The organism is Methanoculleus sp. MH98A (genome assembly GCF_000691865.1).
Classification (GTDB): domain Archaea; phylum Halobacteriota; class Methanomicrobia; order Methanomicrobiales; family Methanoculleaceae; genus Methanoculleus.
In genome coordinates, this window is sequence record NZ_JMIO01000008.1 from 41,431 (window position 1) to 64,726 (window position 23,296).

Consider the following 23,296-nt stretch of genomic DNA (forward strand, 5'->3'; position numbering starts at 1 on the left):
GGTTCGACCCTGTTCACGATAGGATATGATCAGCACCCAAAGAATCTCAACCAAAATTAAGGTTTTGGAGAAATCTCGAGAAATTACGGACATCGAAGATCGAGAAGTCAACCCTTCTCCCCGGCTCCGCCGTTGCCCGGAGACCCCACGCATGCCGTGCACACCCGAACGCGGCGATCCCGCCGGGACATCCGCGGCATCGAGGGCGTTTAAGGACGCTAATTCCCCGGAAACGTGAGCAGGGCAGGTATTTACGGCCTACCCGGCGTCTCGTCCCCGGAGCCTGACCGCTCAAGACCGATAAAGTTATATTTTTCTAACACCATGTTAGATATACATAACAGGTGCAACGATGAAGAGACGATACGCGGTTCAGATTGCGGCGGGAGCGGTTCTCGGTGCTGCAGGCATCCTCCTCCCGTTCCTCGTAGACGGGACGGAGGCGCTCTCCTCGCTTATGGTGACGATCGGTCTCGTGATCCTCGCGGTGGCCGTGGTCCGGCACTGGAGGTTCCGGGACGAGCCGGAGAGAGACGAGCGGACGCAGAAGATTGGGGGCTACGCCATCTCCTACTCCTGGCTTCTCACCATCGTCTTCCTCGCGCTCCTCTTCTGGGTGGACTATCTCGGCGTGGTCGCCCTCACGGTCGAAGCCGTGCTGCTCTCCGCCATCCTGCTGATGGGGCTCTCCGCACGGCTATTCCAGTGGTACCTCTTCCGGCAGGGGGACGTGGCGTGAGGCCGACGTTGCAGGCGGTGGTCGGTGGGGCCTCCATCCTCACCGGAACCGCCTTCGCCGTGATCCTCCCCGGGCTGAACCCCTGGATACCCATCATCCTCATCCCCTTCGGGGTGCTGCTCATCACCGGGGCCGTGATGGAGCGGATGGAGACCGACGAAGGCCCCCCAGACGACGAACGGCTCCGCAAGATCCGCGCGTTCGCACGCTCGTACGCCTGGCAGGTCTCGTTTGTCGCCCTGATGTTCCTGCTCTTCGTCGATTTTGCTGGCATGGCCCGGCTGAGCGGGAGGGAGGTGCTGGTTGCACTCTTCCTTCTTGCGGGGATCAGCGCGAGCGTTGCGGAACTATACCTGCTCCGGGAGGGAGACGCCGGGTGAAGACCCGGATCCGGGAGCTCCGGGCGAAGGCGGGGATTACCCAGGAGGAACTGGCGCAGCGGGTCGGGGTCAGGAGGGAGACGATCGTCTTCCTCGAGAAGGGAAAGTACAACCCCTCCCTGAAACTCGCCTACAAAGTGGCCCACACGCTCGGCTCCACCATCGAGGAGGTCTTCACCTTCGAGGAAGAGGACCTGGCATGACCGTATCATGCGGGTGACTGCACGACGGATGACGACAGTACGGGAGTGACGAACTGCGAAAAAAGATATTGGGGGCAGTTTCTAATGTCTGAAACAGGACTTACAAAAACATTTTGTTCTTTTATTTCCGATAAATTGCCTCTGATTTGCAAAGAAACATAATTTAAGACCGTTATCGAACATTCGCATTTTTATTCACCGGTGAACATACAATCAAGAAATATACTCACTTTTCGGGCGGGGCGCGGTACGAAGGAAGTATTTTTTCGGCAACCCACGGGTTCGTCTCGATATTTTCCGTCCTGCGGTTCCCCTCCGACCGGTCCCGGCCGGGTGCCGCACCGCCGCCGCCATCCCCCCGGAGAAGCGCGAAGAGCCGGGCAAGCGAGACGATATCCTGCCGGTTATGCTCCACGACCGGGACAAGCGGCCCGGGGCTTCCGGTCCGGCGGTAGGTCTCGTAGAACTCCGGCACCATCCGGCTCGGGACGTCGTCCGCCCGGGCGACGCCGAGAACCCCCGTCTCGAGCGCACCAAGCCTGCAGGAGGGGAGCGAGCCCCTCCAGCGCCGGCGTGCGAAGTGGAGAATGTCGAAGTGAGGGACGGCGAGGTCTGCCGGGATGCCGTGGCAGGCGAGCCTATCCCGGATGTAGGGGACGTCGAACGCCCGGCCGTTGAAGGTGACGAGGGCCGTACCCTCCGCCTCCAGGTCGGGCAGGACGGCGGCGAGCGCCGCTCCCTCTTCTTCGACCGACCTTGAGAGGTACTGGCGGACGGCGATCGACCCGCCGCTTACCCGGGCGAGGCCGATGAGGATGATCGGCCGTGAAAAGAGCCCCAGCGTCTCGATGTCGAGAAAGACGAAATCTTCGGGTGCGTGGAGCCGGCTGGCCTCGAGGAGGAGCGGGTCGCTCCTTCGCCGCCGCCGCTCGATCTCTCCCACGAGATCGCGGGTGTCCCCTCCCGCTATCGAATCGAGGAGCCTGACGGCATCACGGCGGTAGCGAGGGTGCCCCATAAGATCGGCGACCGACCGGCAACCCCGCTCCTCCAGTCGCCGCCGGGTCGCTTCGCCGATGCCGCGGACCAGGGTGAGGTCGCCGAGAAGGGCAGCTGCCGCCCGGTCGGGGTCCCGGGCATCAAGGCTCATGGGGCTTTCGGACTCGATGACATAGCACGCCCCGGAAGGGCACAGCGTCTCACGGCCGCAAAAGACGTCTTCAAGCGTCCGGCCCCGGTATCCGGCGACGAGGTCGTCCCGGAGCCTCCGGGCTTCCTCATCATCCGGGCAGGCGATGAACGGCGGCCGGATGCCCGGAACGTGCCTCCCCGCCCGATTAAACGCGCGAACCATTCTTCCGGCAGAGGGTTTGCACTCCGCCCGCATTCAAGATACCCGCCGCACGGTGAAAGTGAACGGGGGCGTGCCCTCCCGCGTCACCGTCGTGCAGGCCCAACCACGATCGAGCACGCTGCGTCACCGGCACAGATCGCGCTCCGGTACTTCGGGGCGTAGTCACGGTTCAGGCCTGATATCGCGGCGTTCGTGTAGGCATGGCAGGCGTTGCAGGCTGCGAGCGGGTTCTCCCCCTGCTCTTTTGCCCGGGCGGTCATCGCACATCCCCTGACGGTCAGAACCGCCTCTCCCGGTCCCAAGTCGTCGACCTCGTACCGGTATTCCGGCCCGAAGAGCAACCTCGTCGCCGCCGCAAACGCTTCCGTAACCTCCCGGGCGTTTCCGAGGGGCATTCCGAAAGCACGGGCTATGACGCCTGTTTCCCGGCCCTGCTCCCGCCACACCGCCCGCTCGACCTCGTTGTAGAGGTGATCGTCGGCGCCGTCCCTGATGGCTCTCCGGTAGGCAAGCGGCAGCGCGGAGACCTCCCGGGCGGCGAGTTTCCAGCGCACGTCCACCGGTATCCGTTCGAATGCATCCATATCCTCATCCCTCCTCATGGCGGTTTTCGGATCGGGGACGGGTACACCTGCAACCCCATGAAGGTTCTCACGAATCCGCCGCCCCTCCCGGGCACCGCATAAATACTCCCGCGGACAACAGAAGGAAGACATGAAGATCGGAGCAGTCCTGATCGATATCGACGGCGTCCTCTACGTCGGCGACCGGGCGGTCGACGGGGCCGGGGAAACGCTCCGGGAACTCGACCGGCGGGGGATACCCTACCGGTTCGTCTCGAACACCACCCGCCGCTCCCGCCGTTCGGTCGCCGAGCGCCTCGAGAGCCTCGGCTACGCCGTCCCGGAACCCCGGATCATCACCGCCCCGGTCGCCGCCGCCGCACACCTGCGGGAAGGGGGCCGAACACGGTGCTTCCTCCTCACCACCCCCGACGCCCGGACGGACTTCGAGGATGCCGGCATCACGGCCGTTGAGGAGGGTGCCGATGCGGTCGTGGTCGCCGATGCGGCCGACAGCCTCGCCTACGAGCGCCTGAACCGGGCGTTCCGCCTCCTCATGGACGGCGCAGACCTCGTCGCGCTCGAGAAGGACCGGTACTGGATGGGGGCGGACGGGCTGATGCTCTCGGCCGGACCTTCGTGGCCGCGCTCGAATACGCCGCCGGGAAAGAGGCGGAGGTGATCGGGAAACCCTCCCCGGCGTTCTTCCTGCGGGCGCTCCGGGAGATCGGGGCGGATCCCGGGGAGGCGGCGATGGTCGGCGACGACATCGTCACCGATATCGGCGGCGCCCGGGCCTGCGGGATGAAGGGCATCCTGGTGAGAACCGGCAAGTACCGGGAAGAGACCGTCCGCGCTTCAGGCATCGCGCCCGACCTCGTCATCGACTCGCTCGCGGACCTCCCGGAGTATATCTGATACCATGCGGCGACGAATCCTCACCGCGATCGCCCTCTTCGCTGCGGTCCTCGCGACCGGGTGCCTGGGTGGCCTCCTCCATCCTGCGGTCGTCCCGCCGTCGATCGTGCCGGTCGACGGGGCGGCCCTCGAACCGGCGCCGGTCTACACCTTCCCCTTCGGGGATCACGAGGAGACGATCCGGATCGAGCCCGATCCGGCGGTCTATGCCGGTGCAAAAGCAGCCGACCGGCAACTCCGCCTCTTCGAAGACCTCACGAAAGAGGAGTGGATCCCGATCTATTACCTGGCGTTCGCGAGCGACTCCCACCAGGAGCCCTTCTATACCGACCTGCTCGCGGCTCTCCGTGAGATCCGGGACCGGGAAAAACTCGACGACGACCGTTACCTCGAGCTGATCGCGGCATTCGTGCAGTCAATTCCCTACAGAACCGATGCCTCTGTCGTGGAGCCGAAGTTCCCGATCGAGACCTACGTGGACACCGAGGGCGACTGCGACGACAAAAGCCTCCTCCTCGCCGGGCTCCTCGCACGGGAAGGCTACGGGGCGGCGCTCCTCTACTTCGGGGAGGAGGAGCACATGGCCGTCGGGGTGAAGAGCGCCGGGTGCCGCTACCGTAACACGTCTTACGCCTACATCGAGACCACGAACAGAAGTTACGTGGGGATTCCGCCTGCGGCGCTCGCGGACGGGACACGCCTCTCCTCCAACCCGCTCGTGATCCCGGTCGGGGACGGAAACGGGTCTTACACGGCCTCTTCAGAGGTCGAGACGATCGAGCGTGCTCTCTCCGCATCCCGCGACCGGGTCGGGGAACTCGAAGAGGAACTCGCGGTGCGCACCCGCGAACTCGAAGCGGACCGGGAGGCGCTCGTGGCCCTCGACGCGAAGATGGCGGATCTCTTCCGGTCGGGAGAGACCGGGGACTACAACCGGCTCGTCCCGGAATACAACAGGATGGTCGGGAACTACAACGATGCGGTAGAGGCCTACAACGTCATGCTCGATGAGGCGGAGGCCGCCGTGAACCTCCACAACCACCTCGTCGGCCACGCCCACGACCGGCCCGGGTCGTACCTTCTGGCCCGGGAGTATCTCATGGGGTGACGGCCGCTCCCGGACCTACGCGTGGCTCTCTGCCCGGAGAGGAGTGTGGTTTGCCGGGGCGCCGGAGGCGAAGTACGCCGCCTTATGCATCTGGCTGCGCCGAACAACGGTCGGATACCGGGCAGCCCGCTCGGCGAGGCAGGAAAACGTGGTGAATTCGGATCGTTCCATACATCAAACGGCGTGAGAGCGTTACTTAACCGTAGGCCGCGTGCGGGGTGAAAGTGAACAGCCGCGATTCCGCCCCCAATCCCCTCCCCATTCTAACGAAGAGGCCGAGAGTAACGGAAGATCCTTCCAAAACCGTCAAATCGGCGCAATTCAACCTCCCGCCGGCCGAAACGACAACAGTTCTGGTGGCAAGTGTTAATGTATCCCCTGACAAATACATGGAACGGAGTGCCGTATGCTGGATATCAGTGATTTGCACGTGGAAGTGGATGGCACCGAGAAACTCCACGACATCAACCTCCATATCGGGCAGGGGGAGACCCATATTCTGATGGGGCCGAACGGCTCGGGGAAGAGCACGCTGCTCAAAGCCATCATGGGGTTCGGCGGCTACACGATCACGTCCGGATCCATCGTTTTTAAGGGAACGGATATCACCGGGATGCCGGTCCACGAGCGCGCCCATCTCGGAATCGGCATGATGTTTCAGCACCCGCCCGCGTTATCAGGCTGAAACTCGGAAAACTCCTCGGCGCCACCTCACATCTCGGCAACGACGCGATAGAGGCGCTCGCGCAGACGGTCAACATGGAGGACTTTCTCGCCCGGGACACCAACGTAGGGTTCTCCGGCGGCGAGATCAAGCGGAGCGAGATCCTGCAACTGAAGGTCCAGCAGCCCGATTTTCTCATGCTAGACGAGCCGGAGAGCGGTGTCGACCTTGAGAACATAAACCTGATGGGCAAAGAGATCGCGGGCCTCCTCGAGAAGGACGTCCATATCGTCAACCGCCGCCGTAGCGGCCTCATCATCACCCACACCGGCTACATCCTCGACTACCTCGAGGCCGACCAGGGGCACGTGCTGATCGACGGCCGGATCCGGTGCCACGGGAACCCCCGCGAGATCCTGCGCGTGGTCAAGGAGAAAGGATACGGAGAGTGTATGCGTTGCAAACAGAGGTAACCGATATCGAACAGCTCTCGCAGGAGGACCGGGAACGCCTCGCCCTGACCGGCCTTGAAGTCGGGATGCAGAACAGGTGCGGGAGTTTCTTCCAGGTCGACCAGGACGTGATCCAGACCACCTGCGGGGCCGAAGGGGTCGAGATGATCCCCATCAAGGCCGCCCTCGAGAAGTACGACTGGGTCAGGGACTACTACTGGAACGCCGTCTCGCGCGACAAGGACAAATACACGCAATACCTTGCGAAGCAGGAGAACCCGCAGGGCCTCGTCGTCATCGCTCACGAAGGCGTGAAGGTCGAGATGCCCCTCCAGGCCTGCCTCTTTCTGCGTGAAGAGCCGGTGCAGCACGTCCACAACATCTTCATCGCGAGGGAAGGCTCGGAGATCAACATCATCTCCGGGTGCGCGAGTTCCTGGCAGAAGGAGCACGGGGCGCATATCGGGGTGACCGAGATCTACGTCGGCAAAGGCGCCAAGGTCACGTCCACGATGATCCACAACTGGAACCCCGGCATCAGCGTCTTCCCGCGGAGCGCCACCGTCGTCGAGGAGGACGGAACCTTCCTCTCGAACTACGTCTGCATGCAGCCGGTCAACCGTATCGAGATGTACCCGACGGCCCGCCTGGTCGGGAAGAACGCCGTTGCCCGGTTCTCGAGCATCGTCGTCGCGACACCGGGCTCGACCCTCGATCTCGGCTCCCGCGCCATCCTCGGCGCCGAGAACGCGAGCGCCGAACTGATCACCCGGGCGATCACCACCGGCGGCAAGGTCATCTCCCGCGGCCACATCCTCGGCGAGAAAGACAACACCCGCGGCCATATCGAGTGCAAGGGCCTGATCTTGAAAGACGGCATCGTCCACGCCATCCCCGAGATCGAGGGGACGCTGACCGGCACCGAACTTTCCCACGAAGCCGCGGTAGGTAAGATCGCCCGGCACGAGATCGAGTACCTCATGGCCCGGGGACTTTCCGAAGAGGAGGCCACCGCAACCATTATACGCGGGTTCCTGGATGTGAAGATCAGCGGTCTCCCTGCGGTCCTGCAGGAGCAGATCGACGCCGCGATCGATAAAGCAGAATCAGGCTTCTGATTCGGGAGACGGGAGGATGGAGACCGATCCCTGCAGACGGGAACGCGAGGAGATGGTGGAGTTCCAGATCCGGGCCCGGGGAATCGGAGACAAAAGAGTGCTCGCCGCGATGCGAAAGATCCCCCGCCACCTCTTCGTGCCCAAAAACCTCAAACGTGCGGCTTACGACGACCGGCCGCTCCCCATCGGTGAGGGGCAGACCATCTCCCAGCCCTACATCGTCGCCGTCATGACCGAACAACTGGAGATCCGCTCCCACGACCGTGTCCTCGAGATCGGGACCGGCAGCGGCTACCAGGCGGCGCTCCTTGCCGAACTCGCCGCGAAGGTCGTCTCCGTCGAACGCCTCGCCCACCTCGCCGACCGGGCGCGAGAGAACCTCGCGCGGGCGGGGGTCACCGGCGTTGAGGTGGTCGTCGGCGACGGTACGGAAGGTTATCCGCCGGAGGCACCCTACGACGCCATCGTCGTCACGGCGGCAACACCCGAGATCCCCCAACCCCTGATCGACCAGCTCGGCAAGGGAGGACGGCTGGTCGCTCCCGTCGGGCCGCGGGAATGCCAGGATCTCGTCAAACTCGTCAAACGCGAAGGCAGGGTGGAGACGATCCCGCTCGGCGGCGTCTGTTTCGTGCCGCTGATCGGGCAGTTCGGGTGGCAGGGAGAGGTGTCCCCGTGACGGTCTACGACATCACCCGGGACCTCTCCGGGGACGCCGTCCTCTACCCGGGAGACGTCCGGCCCCGGTTCCGCGAAATCGACAACGGGCAGTACCGCGTGACCGAGATGGTTCTCGGGAGCCATACCGGAACGCACATCGACGCCCCGTCGCACTACATCAAGGGGGGACTGACGGTCGACGAGATCCCGCTTGCGGTGCTGATGGGGCCCGCACGGGTGCTCGACTGCAGCGACGCGCGGGCGGTCATCGAACCCGGTCACCTCGCCGGCCGCCTCGACGGCACGAGGACGATCCTCATAAAGACCTGGTTTTCCGGGCGGCGGGAGTTCGATCCCGGGTACCCGTCGCTCTCCCCCGAAGCGGCGGAGATGATCGTCGGCGCCGGGATAACCTGCCTCGGGATCGACGCCCCGTCGATCGAGTCGTTTGACTGCGACGGTTCCGTCCACCGGCGGCTGCTCGGGAGCGGGACGGTCATCCTCGAACTGCTCGACCTCTCTGCCGTACCGGAAGGCAACTATTTCATGACGGCGCTCCCGATGCGGCTCAAAGGTGCCGACGGATCACCCGTGCGGGCAATCCTGTCGGATACGGAGGAAGAACCATGAGTTTCTGGCATGATGCTATCGAGAGACTGGAGATAATCCTCGCGCACAGCGGATGCGAGGACGGAATCGTGACGCTCGGCGTGAACTGTGATGCAGATGCCTGCCAGTACCCGAAAGGCACCTGCATGGAAGGGCGCTTCGGCGGGCAGAGCGGGCAGTTCATCACGGATGAGCCGATCCGGGCGAACACCCGGATCTCCTTTATGTTCGGTGCGCCGCTTGCAAACCCAAAGCAGCGTGGGGCTGCAGGCGCGATCATCAACACCGTCTCGGCGTTCCTCTGCCTGTCGCGGAGGCTCCGGCCCTGCACCCCCGACAGCTACGGTCCCTGTCTTGCGGAACTCTCCCGCGAGGTCGCCGGAAAGAAGGTCTACCTCGTCGGTTCGATGCCGGTGCTCGAGCGGGCGCTTGCGGAACAGATCGTCGACTCACCCGAGGCGGCCGATATCCTCCTGGTCGGCGGGGACGGCATGACGAGCGATGCGGGGGTCGCCTGCATCGACGAGTACCGGGAGAAGAAACGGACGATATTCCTCGGACCGTCGGCCTCCGGGGTCAGCGGCCTTATAAATCTTGAGCACTGGTGCCCCTACGGACGATGAATACCTTTTTTTAGGAAAGAAAGGATTATACAGGAGTATGCTTTTCGGCTCTTCCGGCATCCGGCAGGAGTTCGGCCCCGGTCTCGTCGACCTCGCGCTCCGCGTCGGAGCGGCGATCGCAGCCGGGGCTTCGGAGATCGCCGTCGGCCGGGACACCCGCACGACCAGCGAACTGCTTGAGCACTGCGTCGTCTCCGGGATGCTCTCGGCCGGTGCAAGCGTCTATTCCTGCGGCATCGCGCCCACGCCGACGGTCGCGCACGCTACGAGGAATACGGGCGCAGGGTGCATGATAACAGCCTCGCACAACCCCGAGTCCTACAACGGGGTCAAACTGTTCAACCCTGACGGGTCGTCGTTCACCCTCCGGCAGCAGGCGGCGATCGAGGACGCAATCGAGAGGACGCACTGGAAGAACTGGGACGAACAGGGGCACGCCCGGCCGATAGACGCGGTGGACGCGCACCGGGAGGCAATCCTCGATAAGGTCAGTCTTTCACGCCCCATCACTGCCGTGCTCGACTGCGGCAACGGCGCCGGAAGCGTCATTACTCCCGACCTCCTCGCCGCGGCCGGGACGGCCGTGATTGGCCTGAACTGCAACGTCATGGGCAGGTTTGCCCGCCCATCGGAGCCGCTCGAAGCAAACCTCCCCTACATCGGCGAGATCGTCCGGCGGCGGGACGCCGCGTGCGCGGTGATCCACGACGGCGACGCCGACCGGATGATGGCGTTCGACGAACGTGGCCGCTATATCGACGGAGACCACCTCCTCATGCTCTTTGCGAAGTATCTCGACCGCAAGCGCGTCGTTACCACCGTCGACGCCTCGATGGCGATCGAGGAGGTCGCGGAAGTCCGCCGCACGCCGGTCGGCGACAGTTTCGTCTCCGAAGAACTCCTCTCATGGGGGGATTTCGGCGGCGAAGCGTCGGGGAGCTGGATCTTCCCCGAGCACTCCTACTGCCCGGACGGGATCTACGCCGCGGCCCTCCTCTGCGAAATCGCGTCGGAGTGGTCGATCGCAGATGAACTCGACCGGATGCCCCGCTACACCCTTCTGCGGGAATCGTATCGCATCGCCTCCCCGCGGGAGGTCATGGCGGCGATGGGAGCAGACGAGCCGACGCACGGGGTCCGGGTCGAGGATGAAGACGGCTGGTACCTGATCCGGGCAAGCGGCACCGAACCGAAGGTCCGGATCACGGGCGAGGGAAAAACACCCGCAAAGGCAAAAGAGATGCTTGAAGCGGGGCATACCGCCCTTGAGCGGGCGAAACGTATTCTGGAGTAGATATATGCAGTGTGTCGTACTGGCAGCAGGAGAGGGGAAACGGATGCGTCCCCTGACCGCCCGGCGCCCGAAGGTGATGCTTCCGATCGCGAACCGCCCGATGATGGAGCACCTTGTCGTCGCGGCCCGCGACGCGGGAATCACCGACTTCACCTTCGTCGTCGGGTACTTCGAACGCGAGATCCGGAACCACTTCGGGGACGGCAGCAGCCTCGGCGTGAATATCGCCTACGTGACCCAGCGCCACCAGCTCGGCACCGCCGACGCCCTGCGGGCGACGGCAGGGATGATCGACGACCGGTTCCTCCTCTTGAACGGGGACATGATCCTCAAATCCGACGATATCAGGAAATTCTGCCGGATGGACGCTCCGTGCGTGGGGATTCACGAGACCGACCACCCGCAGGACTACGGCGTCGTGACGGTGGAAGGAGGCCGCATCACCGGTCTTGAGGAGAAGTCCGAAGACCCGAAGAGCAACCTGATCAACGCGGGCGCCTACCTCTTCGAACCCGGCATCTTCGACCTCCTTTCGGGGCTCAAGATATCGGGCCGGGGCGAGTTCGAGCTGACCGACGCACTCGACACCTACATCAGGGAAGGGACGCTCAGGGCACATTCGCTCGCCTACTGGCTCGACGTGGGGCAGCCGTGGGATCTCCTCGACGCAAACGAGGGGCTTCTCTCCTCGATCCGCCACGAACGGCACGGGACCGTCGAGGACGGATGCACCGTCCCGGAGAAGGTCGGCATCGGGAAGGGGACGGTCATCCGGGCCGGAACCTACATCGAAGGACCCTGCATCATCGGCGAGAACTGCGTCATCGGTCCCCACGCCTATATCCGGGGCTCCACTGCCATCGGTGATAACTGCCATATCGGGCACGCGACCGAGCTCAAGAACTCCATCATCATGTCGGGGACGAAGATCCCCCACTTCAACTACATCGGCGACAGCATCGTCGGGAGTAACTGCAACTTCGGAGCGGGCACCAAGGTCGCGAACCTCAGGCACGACAACGGAGCGGTGAAAGTCTGCGGGAAGACTACCGGGCGGAGGAAGTTCGGCGCCATCATCGGCGACGACGTCCTCTTCGGGATCAACTGCTCGGTCAATGTCGGAAGCCTCGTCGGCAGCGGCACCCGGGCGGCTCCCCACTCCCTCGTTGAAGGATGCATCGAGGACAACTCAATCATCAGGTGATATGATGCAGGCAGTCATTCTAGCAGCGGGAGAAGGGAGCCGTCTGCGGCCGCTGACGAGAAGCAAGCCCAAGGCCATGCTCCCGGTCGCAAACCGGCCGATCATCGAGTACGTCATCGACGCCCTCCTGGAGAACGGAATCCGCGACATCGTGGTGGTGGTCGGGTATCGCAAAGAGGAGGTCATCCGGCACCTCAACAGGCTCGACGCCCCGATCCAGGTCGTCGTGCAGGAGCGCCAGCTCGGGACCGCGGATGCTCTCCGGGCGGCCGAGTCGGAGATCACGGACAACTTCCTGGTTCTTCCCGGCGACAACTACATCAACGCCGAATCGATAGCCCGGATCAAGGAGGAGCAGAACGCCATGCTCGTCGCCGAACACCCGAACCCCTCGAACTTCGGGGTCGTGGTGATCAGAAACGGCATCGTTCGCGAGATCGTCGAGAAACCCGAAGACGCCCCGACGTTCACGGTATCGACCGGGATCTACTCCTTCACCCCCGACGTCTTCTCCTATCTCCAGACGACCGAGATCCCCGACGCCCTCTCCGCCATGATCGCATCGGGCCGGCGGATACGCGCGATCCCGGCAGACGACTGGCAGGACGCCGTCTACCCCTGGGATCTCCTGAAACTGAACAGCCGGATGCTCAGGGGGATCAAGCCCCGGATCGCGGGGGCGGTCGACGCATCCGTCATCCGCCGGGGTACCGTGCGTATCGGCACCGGGACGACCGTGGGGCCGAACACCGTCATCTGCGGCCCCGTCGCCATCGGAAACAACTGCACCATCGGGCCGAACACCGTGATCATGCCCGATACGAGCATCGGCGACGGGGTGATCCTCGAACCGTTCACCTACGTTGCCGACTCGCTCATCATGAGCGACGTCACGATCGGGTCGCATTCGAGGATCGTCTCGGCGGTCTTCGGCCAGGGGTGCATCCTTGCCGACCACACCACCACCTACCCGTCCGCGAGCCTCCTCGAAGTCGGAGGCCGCATCCAGAAGGAGGAGTTCGGTGCAGTCCTCGGCGAGGGAGTCCGCGCGGCACCCTTCACAACGTTTAAGAACTGTATCGCCGGTAACAGTGTCACCGTCGGGGAGGGGAAGACGGTGATCGGCATCCTCGAGGACGGCACGCGGGTGATGTAGATGTGCGGAATCGTCGGCTATATCGGGAGACGGGATGCAACGCCGGTCCTGATCCAGGGGTTGAAGCGGCTTGAGTACCGGGGCTACGACTCCTTCGGCATCGCGACGGTCGGGAGCGCAATCGAGGTTTACAAGAAAACCGGCCGCATCTCGGACGGCGAGGCCGGGGTGGTCGATCTACGGGGATGCACCGGGATCGGGCATACCCGGTGGGCCACCCACGGCGAGCCGAGCGACCTCAACGCCCACCCGCACACCGACTGCTCGGGCAGGATCGCCGTGGTGCACAACGGGGTCATCGAGAACTACGGCGAGCTGAAGCGGCAACTCGCAGGGCGCGGCCATACGTTCCGGTCGGAGACCGACACCGAGGTGATCGCCCACCTCATCGAGGAGCACTACGACGGCGATCTCCTCGCGGCGGTCAACGCGACCCTCCCCCTGCTCAAAGGTTCGTACGCCGTCCTCGTGATCGCGGAGGATACCCAGCAAATCGTCGCCGCACGCGACGCAAGCCCGCTCGTTCTCGGCGTCGGGGATGTCGAGATCTTTGCCGCCTCGGATATGACGCCGCTCCTCGAGTACACCGAACGCGTGATCTTCCTCGAAGACGGCGACGTCGCCGATCTCGCGCCCGGCCGCTACACCATCTACCACGACGGTCAGCCGGTGGAGCGCCCGATCGAACTGATCAACTGGTGCGTCGAGGATACCCGGAAGGGCGGATTCGCCCACTACATGTTAAAAGAGATCTACGAGCAGCCCCAGTCCTTCTACGAGACCATCAGGGCGGGCATCGACGAAAGCGTGCAGCGGATGGTCATGGAGGCCGACGAGATCACCCTGGTCGCGTGCGGAACATCCTACCACACCGCCCTGGCCTTCAAGTACCTGGCCGAGCCGCTCTGCAACATACCGGTACGGGTCGAGATGGGGTCGGAGTTCAAGTATTTCACCCCGCCCCTCCGCGGCCTCGTGATCGCGGTCTCGCAGTCGGGGGAGACGGCGGACACGATCGCCGCCCTGAAGATGGCGAAAGCCCGCAACTGCCCGACGCTCGCCATCACCAATATGCAGGGGAGCACGGTCACCCGGGTTGCGGACGAGACCCTCCTGATGCGGGCCGGGCCCGAGATCGGCGTCGCCGCGACCAAGTCCTACACGGCGCAGCTTGCAGCGCTGATGGAACTCGTCAACCTGCGCTGCGAGGGGGCGTTCGACGATATCCTCTCGCACGCGCACCTGGCCATCGGCGACGTCCTCCTCCAGGACATCAAGGAGGCGGTCGCCCTCTGTTCGAAGGCCGAACACGTCTTCTTCGTGGGAAGAGGGCCGTTTTACCCGGTTTCGATGGAAGGCGCCCTGAAGATGAAGGAGATCAGTTACGTCCACGCCGAGGGGTATGCGGCGGGAGAACTCAAGCACGGGCCGTTTGCCCTGCTCACCCCCGAGACGCCGGTGGTCGCCGTCTGCACCCCCGGTTCGACCTACGGCGTGATGGCCTCGAACATCAAGGAGATGAAGGCACGGAAAGCCCCGGTCATCGCTCTCGGGGTTGCCGGCGATACGGAACTCGCCGATATCGTGGACATCTTCATCCCTATTCCGAACACACACCTTCTGGTGCAGGTGCTGACCGCGTCGGTCGTCCTGCAGCTGCTGGCCTACCACACCGCGTGTGCCCTGCAGCGGGATGTCGACAAGCCGCGAAACCTGGCAAAGAGCGTGACCGTTGAATGATTGAGTATGGACACAACGCCCTCGGCGAGGGGGCGACGATATTCGAGCCGGTGACCATCGGGTTTCCTTCCCGCGACCGGATGGGAGAGGAAGACTACCCCGGCACCACCATCGGGAGGAACGCAGTCCTCCGGTCGGGCACCGTCATATACTGCGACGTCGTGATCGGCGATACCTTCCAGACCGGCCATAACGTGCTGATCCGCGAAAAGACGACCGTCGGCGACAGGGTCGCGATCGGAACGGCGGCGGTGATCGAGGGCGACTGCACGATCGGCGACGACGTCCGGCTCCAGAGCCTGGTCTACATCCCTACCGGCGCCCGGATCGGCGACCGGGTCTTCGTGGGCCCGAACGCCGTGCTGACGAACGACCGCTATCCGCCCGGCCCCCACGAATCCCTCCGGGGCCCGGTGATCGGGGACGATGCCGTCATCGGTGCGAACGCAACGATCCTCCCGGGGGTCACCGTCGGCGAGGGTGCGTTCGTCGCCGCGGGAGCGGTGGTGACGAAGGACGTCCCGCCGGGAATGCTCGCGGTGGGAACGCCCGCACGGTTCCGGCCGCTCCCCCCTGAAGCGAGGCGGTGCCCGTGAAGATCCCCGTCGCCCGGCCGCTCGTCGGCGAGGAGGAGATCGCGGCCGTTGCCGATGTGATGCGGTCGGGGATGCTCGCCCAGGGGTCGGTCGTTGCGGATTTCGAGTCGCGGTTCGCGGACTACTGCGGTGCAACCCACGCGATCGGCGTCAACTCGGGCACCGCGGCGCTCCATGCGGCTCTCCTCGCCGCCGGCGTCGGGCCGGGGGACTCGGTGGTCGTCCCGGCGTTCACGTTCTTTGCGACGGCGTCAAGCGTCTCGATGTGCGGAGCGACACCGCTCTTCGCAGACGTCGATCCGGAGACGTTCAACATCGACCCGGACTCGGTCGCGGCCCTCGTCCGCCCCGACACCCGGGCGGTCGTCGGGGTCCACCTCTTCGGGCAGCCGTTCGACGTCGGTGCCGTCCGCGAGGTCTGCGACGACCACAACCTTGTCCTCGTCGAGGACGCGGCCCAGGCGCACGGCGCGGAGTACCACGGGAAGCGGGCCGGGAGCCTCGCCGACCTCGCCTGCTTCTCGTTTTACCCGACGAAGAACATGACCACCGGCGAGGGGGGCATGGTCACGACCGACGACGATCACCTTGCGGAGAACGTCCGGCTCTTTATCAACCACGGCCAGAGCCAGAAGTACCTTCACTCGGCGGTCGGCTACAACTACCGGATGACGAACATCGCCGCCGCCATCGGCCTCGTGCAGCTCGGGCGGGTCGAGGGGTTCAACGAGCGCCGAATAGAGAACGCTCGCTACCTCAACCACCACCTCGCGGGCACGGGACTCACGACGCCCTGCGTCGCGCCGGGCGTCCGGCACGTCTACCACCAGTATGTCGTGAAACTCCCGGCCGGCTACCCGCTCTCGAGGGACGCGTTCATGGACGCTCTCGCGGAGCAGGGGATCGGGACCGCCGTCCACTACCCCATCCCCGTCAACCGGCAGCCGGTCTACGAAAACGAGCACGTTTCCTGCCCGGTTGCGGACGACCTTGCGGCATCGGTCGTGAGCCTGCCCGTCCACCCGGCGGTGACGGAAGAAGAACTGGCGTATATCTGCGACGCGGTGCGGGGGCTCCGGGTCCTATAGTTTTTGAATATTTATGAGAATTCTACTCGTCTCCACCCAGGACTACATCCACCACCCGATCCCCTCGAGGCACCACAACATCTTCGAGGAGCTCGCGACACGGCACGAGGTCCACGTTCCTCACTTCCACGTCAGCCGGGGCAAGGAGCGCGAGACCCGACTCCACGTCCACGAGGCGACGCAATTTCCCGTCGAGAGCCCGTTCCTCCACTACACCCTGAACGCACCCTGCCACTACCGGGTGATCAGCGAGATCATCCATGACCACGATATCGATGTCGTCGTCGGGGCTCACGTCCTCGCGGGGACGGCGATGGTCCGGGCGGCGAAGAAGGCCGGCGTCCCGGCGGTCTTCGACCTCAAAGACTGGTTCCCCGACTCTGCCGCCGCCTACTACAAAAACCCCGCCGTCAAGTGGCTGCTCCGGGAAGGCGTTCTCGCCGTAACCCGCTACAATCTGAACCACAGCGACGTCGTCACGACGGTCTCCCCGGGGCTCGTCGAGAAACTCCGCCGATACGGCTACGAGGCCGAGCTGATCACGAACGGCGTCGACACCGACCTCTTCCGCCCGACTGACGACGGGGCGATGCGTTCCGCCCTCGGGATCGCCCCCGACGCCTTCGTGCTCGGGTTTGCGGGGGCGGTCGAGCGGTGGTACGCCCTCGACGAGGTGATCCGGGCGTTCCCACAAGTCCTCGAGCGGCACCCGAACGCGGAACTCCTGATCGTCGGCGGTTCGCTCTTCACCGGCTACCTGGACGAACTGCAGGCACTCGCTGCCCGGCTCGGGATCGCTGGCAGAGTACACTTCACCGGGGCTGTCGACTACCGTGACCTCCCCGGCTACATCGCACCGATGGACCTCTGCCTCATCCCGCTCTCCCCCCCGCAGTGGGTCGATATCGCGCTCCCGAACAAGTACTTCGAGTACTCGGCATGCGGAAAACCGATCCTCTCGACCCCCATCCCCGACATGCTCCGGATGGGCGGCGACCATATCGCCGCCTACCGGGATAGAACTGAGTTCCTCAAGCGGGTCGACGAACTGGCCCTCTCCCCGGGCCGGTGCCCGGCCGGGATCGAGGAGCACAGCTGGAAGAAGAAGGCGGAGGCGTTCGAGAAGATCTTCGAGCGGTTGACGGGAATACGCTAAAATCCACTCTTTTTTCCGGTGTCGCGGATACGCCAAGGTTATTAATGGTTCGAAGGGAAACAGATTCGTAACAAGGAGTGTCCGATGGCTCAGATGGATCTTAAGAAGTACCAACCATACATCATCATTGGCGTTATCGTCCTGTTTGCCCTGCTCACGCTCTGGACGCGGGGCATCCCTTCGGAAGGCCTGGTGACCGCCGAAGGCGTCAATCTCCTGGGCAACGACCCCTGGTACAGCCTGCGCCAGGTGGAGCAGACCGTCGCGAACTTCCCAAACTACGCCTGGTTCGACGCCATGACGCTCTATCCGACCGCCGACACCATCTACTGGGGGCCGCTCTTTGTTCAGATCATAGCAGCGCTCTGCGTCCTCACCGGCGCAGCGACGCGCCCCGAGATCATGGTGGTAGCATCCTGGGTTCCGCCGCTGATGGCCGTCGCGATGGTGCCGGTAACCTACCTGCTTGCAAAAAAGATCGCCGACTGGAAGACCGGCCTCATCGCAGCAGGCCTCATCGCGGTCATCGGCAGCAACTACGCCTACCGATCCCTCTTCGGCTTCGTCGACCACCATATCGCAGAGACGCTCTTCTCGACGATCTTCGTCCTCGCCTACGTCGTGGCGCTGCTTGCGGCGCGCGACCGGCCGCTCTCCCCGAAGAACTTCGAGACCCTGAAGATCCCGGTGATCACAGCGGCCCTCGCCGGTATCGCGTACCTCCTCGGGTTCTTCAACATGCCGACGATGGTCCTCTTCGCGCTCATCGTGGCAGCCTTCACCCTGGTCCAGTTCATCCTGGACTTCTTCCAGGAGAGATCGAGCGAGTACCTGGTTCTCATAAACACCGTCGTCTTCGGCGTCGTCATCGTCGGGATGGCGATCTTCGGCTTCCCGCACTCCGGCATTAGCCTCTCCCTGTACAGCGTCGGGCACGTCATCGTCTACGCCGCCCTCATCGCGGGAACGGTCGCACTCTACGGGCTCTCGATCCTCCTGAAGGACCGGCCCAGGTACTACTTCCCGGCCGCGCTCGCGGCCATCGCGGCACTCGCCGTCGCGGTGCTCTACATCGCCCTGCCCGACATCTACAACCTCCTTATATCGAGCCTCGTCTCCTTCTTCGGTGAGCGACCGGTCACCACGACCGTCCAGGAGGCGCGGGCCTGGTCGTTTGCCGCCGCCTGGGCGACGTTCCACTGGGGCCTCGTACTCGCGGCCGGCGGGGCCGTAGCCCTCCTCTGGCAGAACCTTGAACGGGTGAACCCGGCCCACATCTTCGTCCTGATCTGGTCGGGGATCATCCTGGCGTCGACGGCCGCACACGTCCGCTACGAATACTACCTCGCCGCAAACATCGCCCTGCTCTCGGCGGTCTTCGCAGGCGCGGTCATAAATGCGACCTGGAAAGACGTGGCACGTCTCCTCGGGAGAGGGAGCGGCAGCAAGGCATCTCCCGCACCTGAGGCCGCCGAGAAGCAGGAGACACCGGCAAAGAAGGGCAAGAAGGGCGGCAAGGCTCCCGATACCCGGAAGGCGAAAAACCCCAAACGGGATCAGCCCGATTATCTCAAAGTCGGAGCGCTCGCCGCGGCCGTCGCCGTCACGCTCCTCTTTGCCGGGACATCCCTCATGGGGAACATCGCTCTCGCCAACAGCGCGAAGTACGGCGGCATGGACTCGGAGTGGATGGAGGCGCTTGAGTGGATGGGCGAGAACACCCCCGACCCCGGCGTCGATTACTACGCGATCTACGACCGGAACACCTTCACCTACCCCGAAGAGGCCTACGGCGTCATGTCCTGGTGGGACTACGGTCACTGGATCACCTTCCTCTCGAAGCGGATCCCGAACAACAACCCGTTCCAGCACGGGGTCTCCGGTCCGAACGGGTCGGCAACCTACTTCGTCTCGACCTCCGAGGAGGCCGCAAACCGGGTTCTCGACAACGTCGGCACCCGCTACGTCATTACCGACATCCAGCTCGACACCATGAAATTCCACGCCCCGGCGACCTGGGCCGACCCCGAGGTGGGTCAGAAGCCCTTCCAGCCCTACTTCCTCCTCCCGGAGAGCGCGGGCTCGACGAATTACCAGGCGGTGCCGTTCAACACCCAGGAATACTACCTGACGATGGTCTCCCGGCTCCACAACTTCGATGGGTCCATGACCGATCCGACAGAGGCATCGGTGATCTACGCCGAGTACCGTGAGCCGGAAGCGGCGAACACCTCCCTCCCGGTCATCACGCGCACAGTGCAGATGAACGCCACCGCAGGCGCGGCCGCGGTGGAAGCCTACAACAGAGATGCGCCGGCGGGGTCGGGTGCGACGCTCCTGAACATGTATTACCAGTTCCAGGGAGACTCGATCCTCCAGCCGCTTGAGCGGGTGCCGGCGCTCCAGCACTACCGGCTCGTCCACGAGACACCCGGAAACGTTTACGGCAACGTCGGTGAAGGCGGGCCCGATCTCAAGACGGTCAAGATATTCGAGTACGTCCCCGGGGCCACGATCAGGGGCGAAGGGATCATCGAAGTCCCCATCGTCACGAACACCGGCCGGGAGTTTACCTACCGGCAGGAGAGCGTGAACGGCACGTTCGTCGTCCCGTACGCAACGTCCGGGTGGTCGGGCGAGGTGAAGGCGACCGGTCAGTATCGGATTGCGGGCACCGGCCAGACGTTCGACGTCACCGAAGAGGATATCCTGCAGGGACGCACCATTAACTGACGAGGATGCGGTCTTCAGTCATCTACGGTGACGTCTTTACCAGACACGACATGGAGGCTCACCCCGAGTCGGGTGCCCGGTTACGGGCGGCCCTCTCGGGGATCCCGGAAAGCGTGAGGTGGCGTGCCCCCGTCCGCGCCACCGAGAGCGACCTGGAACGGGTTCACGACCCGCGATACATCAGGTGGGTGCGGGAGATGGCGACGGGAACCTGTTTTCTGGACGTGAACACCTATGTCACCTGCCACTCCTTCGATGCCGCATCCTATGCCGCCGGGTCGACCTTTGCGGCAGTGGAGCGGACACTCGACGGCGAGCACCTCTTCGCCCTGGTCCGTCCCCCGGGCCACCATGCCGAGCCCGATCGCGCGATGGGGTTCTGCATCTTCAACAACGCCGCCGTCGCGGCGGCGAAAGCACTCCTGTCGGTCGACCGGGTCGCGATCCTCGACTGGGACCTGCATCACGGCAACGGCACTCAGACGGCTTTTTACGGGAGCGACCGGGTGCTCTACTGCTCGGTGCACGAGGAGAACAGTTTCCCGAAGACCGGGTGGGTGGACGAGATCGGCACCGGGAGAGGCCGGGGGTATACCCTCAACGCGCCGCTCGCGGCGGGCTCGACCATCGCCGATTACGCGCAGGTCTTCGAAGAAATCTTTGTCCCGGCAATCGCCCGGTTCCGCCCCGACGTCCTGATCATCTCGGCCGGGCAGGACGGTCTCGCCGACGACGAGCACGGGCGGATGAACCTCGAACCCGAGGACTACGGCGTGCTGGCCGGGATGCTCGCCGACGGCACGGATCTCCCCCTCGCACTGACGCTCGAAGGAGGCTACGGCCCGTCGATCGGGGAGGCGATTCACGCAATATTCCAGGCTCTCGCGGGAAAGCGGTTCGAGCCGGCTGAGAGACCGCTGAACCGGGGGACGGAAAGGATCGTGGACCTCCTGAAGAAGGTCCGGTTCTGTTGAATGCGACGGTTCGTAGAACCGGAGCTTGAGAAAACGCGAAGCGTTTTCGAGTTGCGACGGGCGGAACGCCCGGAGCGGGAGCGCCGCGGAGGTGAGGGGCAGGAACCTCCGGGACTAAAACCTGGGGAGATCCTCGCCCTGCGCCGGCCGCTTCCGGTCGGGGTCCATATAGGAGACCTCGAATCCCGGGACGACGACCCGGACCACCGGCACCGCCGTCCGGGAGAGGTCGCAGACGCAGACCCTGTCCGTGTGGGGTTCGATCTCCTCGAGCACCTGCCGGATGTCGAGGTCGAACCGTCTGGTGCTCGCATCGGGTACGTCGGCGATATCGACGGCGTCCGCGTCGTCAAACCACATCCGGTTGATCCGCTTCAGCCGCTCGTATCCGGCCTTCCTGATGATCATCTCCCGCTGCGGATCGTTACGACCGCCCTGCAGGTAACTCCCCCGGCTCTGGGCGACCTCGGTCAGGGCGCGGAGCGCGGCGATCTCCGGAGAGAGATGCGTCCCCGACCCGATGACGAGCATCGCCGGGTCTTTCGTGACGGTGTCGTCCGCGGCCGCCGCGACCGTGGGGACATTGGTCTTCCCGTCGAGCAGCCAGAGGTGGATATCGATCCCGTTCTCCTCGAACCGGTCGATGACCTCGCGGGCGGCGCACTCCTTCTCGATGACGAGGCGGCGGCCGAGGTCGCGTTTTGCGTCGGCGACGCTGAGCGCGTCCCGCTCGATCACCTCAAAGAGCGCGTGCAGGATCGCCTCTTCGATGACGTTCCCTGATGCCAGCCCGTTCGTGTCGCTCCGAAAGAGCGGGATCGCCATGCCGAGCGAGTCGTAGGGGTGGAAGACGGCGTTACTCGGGACGTAGATCTCCTCGTCGTTCAGGAGATCCCACCCCGGCGTCCAGTGAACCTTCTCCCCCTGCTCGAGTTTCCGGGGGAGGAGAAGGTCTTCGGGATGCACCGCCCTTCCCGGGCCGATCTCTTCGTACGTCGCACACTCCATCCGGTCGCCCCGATACTCGGCGCAGTAGCGCTCGAGCGCCTCCATCATCGCCGAGACCCGGGCGTGAACCGGCTCCTTACCCTTTCCCGCGTGGACGCGGGTCGCTCCCCGGGCCGCTCCCGGTCGAACCGCCGCAAAAACCGGGATCCCGATACGGTCGAGCGGGGTGACGTCGATGATCTCGGTGACGCCGATCTCCGTCATCAGCGGCTCCACGACGGCACGGGTCTCCTCCGGAGACCGGGAACGATGGGTTCCATCAAAGTACAGCTTCTCTACCGGGCGAATCGTGATTGCCATTGAAGATACCTTGGAGGTGATACCTTAATAGTATGGCAGATATACTACCTCGTATGAGCACGGATGACGTAGCAGTGGGCGCAGTCGTCCGGTACCCCCGCACCGGCACGACCGGAAAGGTCGTGCGGATCGAGGAGATCGACGATCGGAGGTATGCCGAAGTCGACAGCACCGGACTTTATTACCGGGTGGACGAACTCATCGGCGCCGACAAAACGACCGGGAAGGTGGAGAAAAAGGAGCGCTCTCTCGAGGACTACCTCAAGGAGCACGAGCAACTCCAGGAACAGCTCAAGGCAGCCTGGGATAACGGGATCGATCGGAGCTGCGAGGGCGGCAGTTAACCCTCGACCGGTATGGTGGTGAGTTTCACCGCCTCGACACCTTTCTGCGCCATCAGTCTCTCGGTAATGTCCTTCAGTACGGCCCCGTCACCCCGGATCAGGATCACTTCGAGGCACTTGTTGTGGGTCACGTGCGAGTGCAGAGATGCCTGAATGCTGCTGGCATACTGGTGCTGGATCTCGGTGAGCGTCTGGAGCAGACCCCGCTGGTCATGTTCGTACACCATGGTGATGACACCCTGGCGCTCGCCTTTTACGTCGGATATCCACTGGTAGTGAGTGATGTAACTTCGTATTGAATCCCGTATCCCT

25 protein-coding genes and 1 pseudogene are annotated in these 23,296 nt (G+C 64.1%); 21 read left to right on the plus strand and 5 right to left on the minus strand.

Going from position 1 to position 23,296, the window contains the following annotated elements; genetic code table 11:
• Positions 1-352 precede the first annotated feature (352 nt).
• The 3 genes from EI28_RS01675 to EI28_RS01685 are packed head-to-tail and all read left to right on the plus strand — an operon-like array spanning position 353 to position 1,322.
• Positions 353-739, plus strand: a complete 387-nt coding sequence (locus tag EI28_RS01675) for a hypothetical protein (protein ID WP_048112118.1) — start codon at positions 353-355, stop codon at positions 737-739.
• Positions 736-1,119, plus strand: a complete 384-nt coding sequence (locus EI28_RS01680; RefSeq protein ID WP_048112119.1) for a hypothetical protein — start codon at positions 736-738, stop codon at positions 1,117-1,119. Before EI28_RS01675 ends, EI28_RS01680 begins: the two co-directional genes overlap by 4 nt.
• The gene (locus EI28_RS01685; RefSeq protein WP_048112121.1) at positions 1,116-1,322 is read left to right on the plus strand and encodes a helix-turn-helix transcriptional regulator; all 207 of its coding nucleotides are present in this window, start codon (positions 1,116-1,118) and stop codon (positions 1,320-1,322) included. The genes EI28_RS01680 and EI28_RS01685 overlap by 4 nt, the downstream gene beginning before the upstream one ends.
• Before the next feature lie 226 nt (positions 1,323-1,548).
• Here the strand turns inward: EI28_RS01685 and EI28_RS01690 are convergent, their stop codons facing one another.
• Both EI28_RS01690 and EI28_RS01695 read right to left on the minus strand, forming a co-directional pair.
• The gene (locus EI28_RS01690) at positions 1,549-2,676 is read right to left on the minus strand and encodes a ribonuclease H-like domain-containing protein (RefSeq protein ID WP_052379635.1); all 1,128 of its coding nucleotides are present in this window, start codon (positions 2,674-2,676) and stop codon (positions 1,549-1,551) included.
• An 83-nt stretch (positions 2,677-2,759) separates the two neighbouring features.
• On the minus strand, positions 2,760-3,260 hold the full coding sequence (locus tag EI28_RS01695) for a hypothetical protein (RefSeq protein ID WP_048112163.1): 501 nt from the start codon (positions 3,258-3,260) through the stop codon (positions 2,760-2,762).
• Positions 3,261-3,390: 130 nt separating this feature from the next.
• Between EI28_RS01695 and EI28_RS01700 the strand changes: the two genes are divergently transcribed.
• The 3 genes from EI28_RS01700 to EI28_RS01705 are packed head-to-tail and all read left to right on the plus strand — an operon-like array spanning position 3,391 to position 5,265.
• Entirely contained in the window at positions 3,391-3,921 is a 531-nt protein-coding gene (locus EI28_RS01700; protein ID WP_231476532.1) for an HAD-IIA family hydrolase, read from the plus strand.
• Entirely contained in the window at positions 3,879-4,157 is a 279-nt protein-coding gene (locus tag EI28_RS14650) for an HAD-IA family hydrolase (RefSeq protein WP_231476533.1), read from the plus strand. Before EI28_RS01700 ends, EI28_RS14650 begins: the two co-directional genes overlap by 43 nt.
• 4 nt (positions 4,158-4,161) lie before the next feature.
• On the plus strand, positions 4,162-5,265 hold the full coding sequence (locus EI28_RS01705) for a hypothetical protein (RefSeq protein ID WP_048112123.1): 1,104 nt from the start codon (positions 4,162-4,164) through the stop codon (positions 5,263-5,265).
• 15 nt (positions 5,266-5,280) lie between these two features.
• On the opposite strand, the gene EI28_RS13885 is transcribed toward EI28_RS01705, so the two are convergent.
• Positions 5,281-5,436: a hypothetical protein gene (locus tag EI28_RS13885; protein ID WP_155937213.1), complete on the minus strand. Its 156-nt coding sequence runs from the start codon at positions 5,434-5,436 to the stop codon at positions 5,281-5,283.
• A 235-nt stretch (positions 5,437-5,671) separates the two neighbouring features.
• Between EI28_RS13885 and EI28_RS01710 the strand changes: the two are divergent.
• From EI28_RS01710 to EI28_RS01775, 14 genes and pseudogenes are all read left to right on the plus strand, one after another.
• A pseudogene (locus EI28_RS01710) lies at positions 5,672-6,402 on the plus strand (ABC transporter ATP-binding protein).
• A complete protein-coding gene (locus EI28_RS01715) occupies positions 6,387-7,499 on the plus strand; it encodes a SufD family Fe-S cluster assembly protein (protein WP_048112125.1) in 1,113 nt (370 codons plus the stop codon). The pseudogene EI28_RS01710 and the gene EI28_RS01715 overlap by 16 nt, the downstream one beginning before the upstream one ends.
• A gap of 16 nt (positions 7,500-7,515) precedes the next feature.
• Positions 7,516-8,178, plus strand: coding sequence for a protein-L-isoaspartate(D-aspartate) O-methyltransferase (locus EI28_RS01720; RefSeq protein WP_048112127.1), 663 nt, complete (start codon positions 7,516-7,518; stop codon positions 8,176-8,178).
• Positions 8,175-8,789: a cyclase family protein gene (locus EI28_RS01725; protein WP_052379636.1), complete on the plus strand. Its 615-nt coding sequence runs from the start codon at positions 8,175-8,177 to the stop codon at positions 8,787-8,789. Before EI28_RS01720 ends, EI28_RS01725 begins: the two co-directional genes overlap by 4 nt.
• Entirely contained in the window at positions 8,786-9,391 is a 606-nt protein-coding gene (locus tag EI28_RS01730; protein ID WP_048112129.1) for a hypothetical protein, read from the plus strand. Before EI28_RS01725 ends, EI28_RS01730 begins: the two co-directional genes overlap by 4 nt.
• Positions 9,392-9,428: 37 nt before the next feature.
• A complete protein-coding gene (glmM, locus tag EI28_RS01735) occupies positions 9,429-10,685 on the plus strand; it encodes a phosphoglucosamine mutase (RefSeq protein WP_048112131.1) in 1,257 nt (418 codons plus the stop codon).
• A gap of 4 nt (positions 10,686-10,689) precedes the next feature.
• Positions 10,690-11,889: a bifunctional sugar-1-phosphate nucleotidylyltransferase/acetyltransferase gene (gene glmU, locus EI28_RS01740; protein WP_048112133.1), complete on the plus strand. Its 1,200-nt coding sequence runs from the start codon at positions 10,690-10,692 to the stop codon at positions 11,887-11,889.
• Between the two features lies 1 nt (position 11,890).
• Positions 11,891-13,045 carry a bifunctional sugar-1-phosphate nucleotidylyltransferase/acetyltransferase gene (glmU, locus tag EI28_RS01745; protein ID WP_369792233.1) on the plus strand — a complete coding sequence of 385 codons (1,155 nt, stop codon included), beginning with the start codon at positions 11,891-11,893 and terminating at the stop codon, positions 13,043-13,045.
• Complete coding sequence (gene glmS / locus EI28_RS01750; RefSeq protein WP_048112135.1) at positions 13,046-14,785, plus strand: glutamine--fructose-6-phosphate transaminase (isomerizing); 1,740 nt, start codon at positions 13,046-13,048, stop codon at positions 14,783-14,785.
• Positions 14,782-15,381, plus strand: coding sequence for an N-acetyltransferase (locus EI28_RS01755; protein ID WP_048112137.1), 600 nt, complete (start codon positions 14,782-14,784; stop codon positions 15,379-15,381). Before glmS ends, EI28_RS01755 begins: the two co-directional genes overlap by 4 nt.
• Positions 15,378-16,469 carry a DegT/DnrJ/EryC1/StrS aminotransferase family protein gene (locus tag EI28_RS01760; RefSeq protein ID WP_048112168.1) on the plus strand — a complete coding sequence of 364 codons (1,092 nt, stop codon included), beginning with the start codon at positions 15,378-15,380 and terminating at the stop codon, positions 16,467-16,469. The genes EI28_RS01755 and EI28_RS01760 overlap by 4 nt, the downstream gene beginning before the upstream one ends.
• Before the next feature lie 13 nt (positions 16,470-16,482).
• Positions 16,483-17,625, plus strand: coding sequence for a glycosyltransferase (locus tag EI28_RS01765; protein ID WP_048112139.1), 1,143 nt, complete (start codon positions 16,483-16,485; stop codon positions 17,623-17,625).
• Between the two features lie 84 nt (positions 17,626-17,709).
• Positions 17,710-20,358, plus strand: coding sequence for an oligosaccharyl transferase, archaeosortase A system-associated (locus tag EI28_RS01770; RefSeq protein WP_048112141.1), 2,649 nt, complete (start codon positions 17,710-17,712; stop codon positions 20,356-20,358).
• 5 nt (positions 20,359-20,363) lie between these two features.
• Positions 20,364-21,332, plus strand: a complete 969-nt coding sequence (locus EI28_RS01775; RefSeq protein WP_048112143.1) for a histone deacetylase — start codon at positions 20,364-20,366, stop codon at positions 21,330-21,332.
• Between the two features lie 114 nt (positions 21,333-21,446).
• On the opposite strand, the gene EI28_RS01780 is transcribed toward EI28_RS01775, so the two are convergent.
• Positions 21,447-22,640 (minus strand): YcaO-related McrA-glycine thioamidation protein, encoded by a 1,194-nt coding sequence (locus tag EI28_RS01780; RefSeq protein ID WP_048112145.1) that lies wholly within the window; start codon positions 22,638-22,640, stop codon positions 21,447-21,449.
• Positions 22,641-22,693: 53 nt separating this feature from the next.
• On the opposite strand from EI28_RS01780, the gene EI28_RS01785 reads away from it, so the two are divergent.
• Positions 22,694-22,984, plus strand: a complete 291-nt coding sequence (locus EI28_RS01785) for a DUF2098 domain-containing protein (protein WP_048112147.1) — start codon at positions 22,694-22,696, stop codon at positions 22,982-22,984.
• On the opposite strand, the gene EI28_RS01790 is transcribed toward EI28_RS01785, so the two are convergent.
• Positions 22,981-23,296: nickel-responsive regulator (locus EI28_RS01790; protein WP_048112149.1), on the minus strand; the 316-nt coding region annotated here is incomplete at its 5' end. The two genes, EI28_RS01785 and EI28_RS01790, sit on opposite strands and share 4 nt — an antisense overlap.

Coding starts and splice junctions, on each gene's coding strand:
- EI28_RS01700 (WP_231476532.1), top strand. CDS start 3,391: ATGAAGATCGGAGCAGTCCTGATCGATATCGACGGCGTCCTCTACGTC.
- EI28_RS01705 (WP_048112123.1), top strand. CDS start 4,162: ATGCGGCGACGAATCCTCACCGCGATCGCCCTCTTCGCTGCGGTCCTC.
- EI28_RS01755 (WP_048112137.1), top strand. CDS start 14,782: ATGATTGAGTATGGACACAACGCCCTCGGCGAGGGGGCGACGATATTC.
- EI28_RS01785 (WP_048112147.1), top strand. CDS start 22,694: ATGAGCACGGATGACGTAGCAGTGGGCGCAGTCGTCCGGTACCCCCGC.
- EI28_RS01730 (WP_048112129.1), top strand. CDS start 8,786: ATGAGTTTCTGGCATGATGCTATCGAGAGACTGGAGATAATCCTCGCG.
- EI28_RS01690 (WP_052379635.1), bottom strand. CDS start 2,676: ATGGTTCGCGCGTTTAATCGGGCGGGGAGGCACGTTCCGGGCATCCGG.
- glmU (WP_369792233.1), top strand. CDS start 11,891: ATGATGCAGGCAGTCATTCTAGCAGCGGGAGAAGGGAGCCGTCTGCGG.
- EI28_RS01720 (WP_048112127.1), top strand. CDS start 7,516: ATGGAGACCGATCCCTGCAGACGGGAACGCGAGGAGATGGTGGAGTTC.
- glmS (WP_048112135.1), top strand. CDS start 13,046: ATGTGCGGAATCGTCGGCTATATCGGGAGACGGGATGCAACGCCGGTC.
- EI28_RS01695 (WP_048112163.1), bottom strand. CDS start 3,260: ATGGATGCATTCGAACGGATACCGGTGGACGTGCGCTGGAAACTCGCC.
- glmM (WP_048112131.1), top strand. CDS start 9,429: ATGCTTTTCGGCTCTTCCGGCATCCGGCAGGAGTTCGGCCCCGGTCTC.
- EI28_RS01780 (WP_048112145.1), bottom strand. CDS start 22,640: ATGGCAATCACGATTCGCCCGGTAGAGAAGCTGTACTTTGATGGAACC.
- glmU (WP_048112133.1), top strand. CDS start 10,690: ATGCAGTGTGTCGTACTGGCAGCAGGAGAGGGGAAACGGATGCGTCCC.
- EI28_RS01765 (WP_048112139.1), top strand. CDS start 16,483: ATGAGAATTCTACTCGTCTCCACCCAGGACTACATCCACCACCCGATC.
- EI28_RS01775 (WP_048112143.1), top strand. CDS start 20,364: ATGCGGTCTTCAGTCATCTACGGTGACGTCTTTACCAGACACGACATG.
- EI28_RS13885 (WP_155937213.1), bottom strand. CDS start 5,436: ATGGAACGATCCGAATTCACCACGTTTTCCTGCCTCGCCGAGCGGGCT.
- EI28_RS01770 (WP_048112141.1), top strand. CDS start 17,710: ATGGCTCAGATGGATCTTAAGAAGTACCAACCATACATCATCATTGGC.
- EI28_RS01675 (WP_048112118.1), top strand. CDS start 353: ATGAAGAGACGATACGCGGTTCAGATTGCGGCGGGAGCGGTTCTCGGT.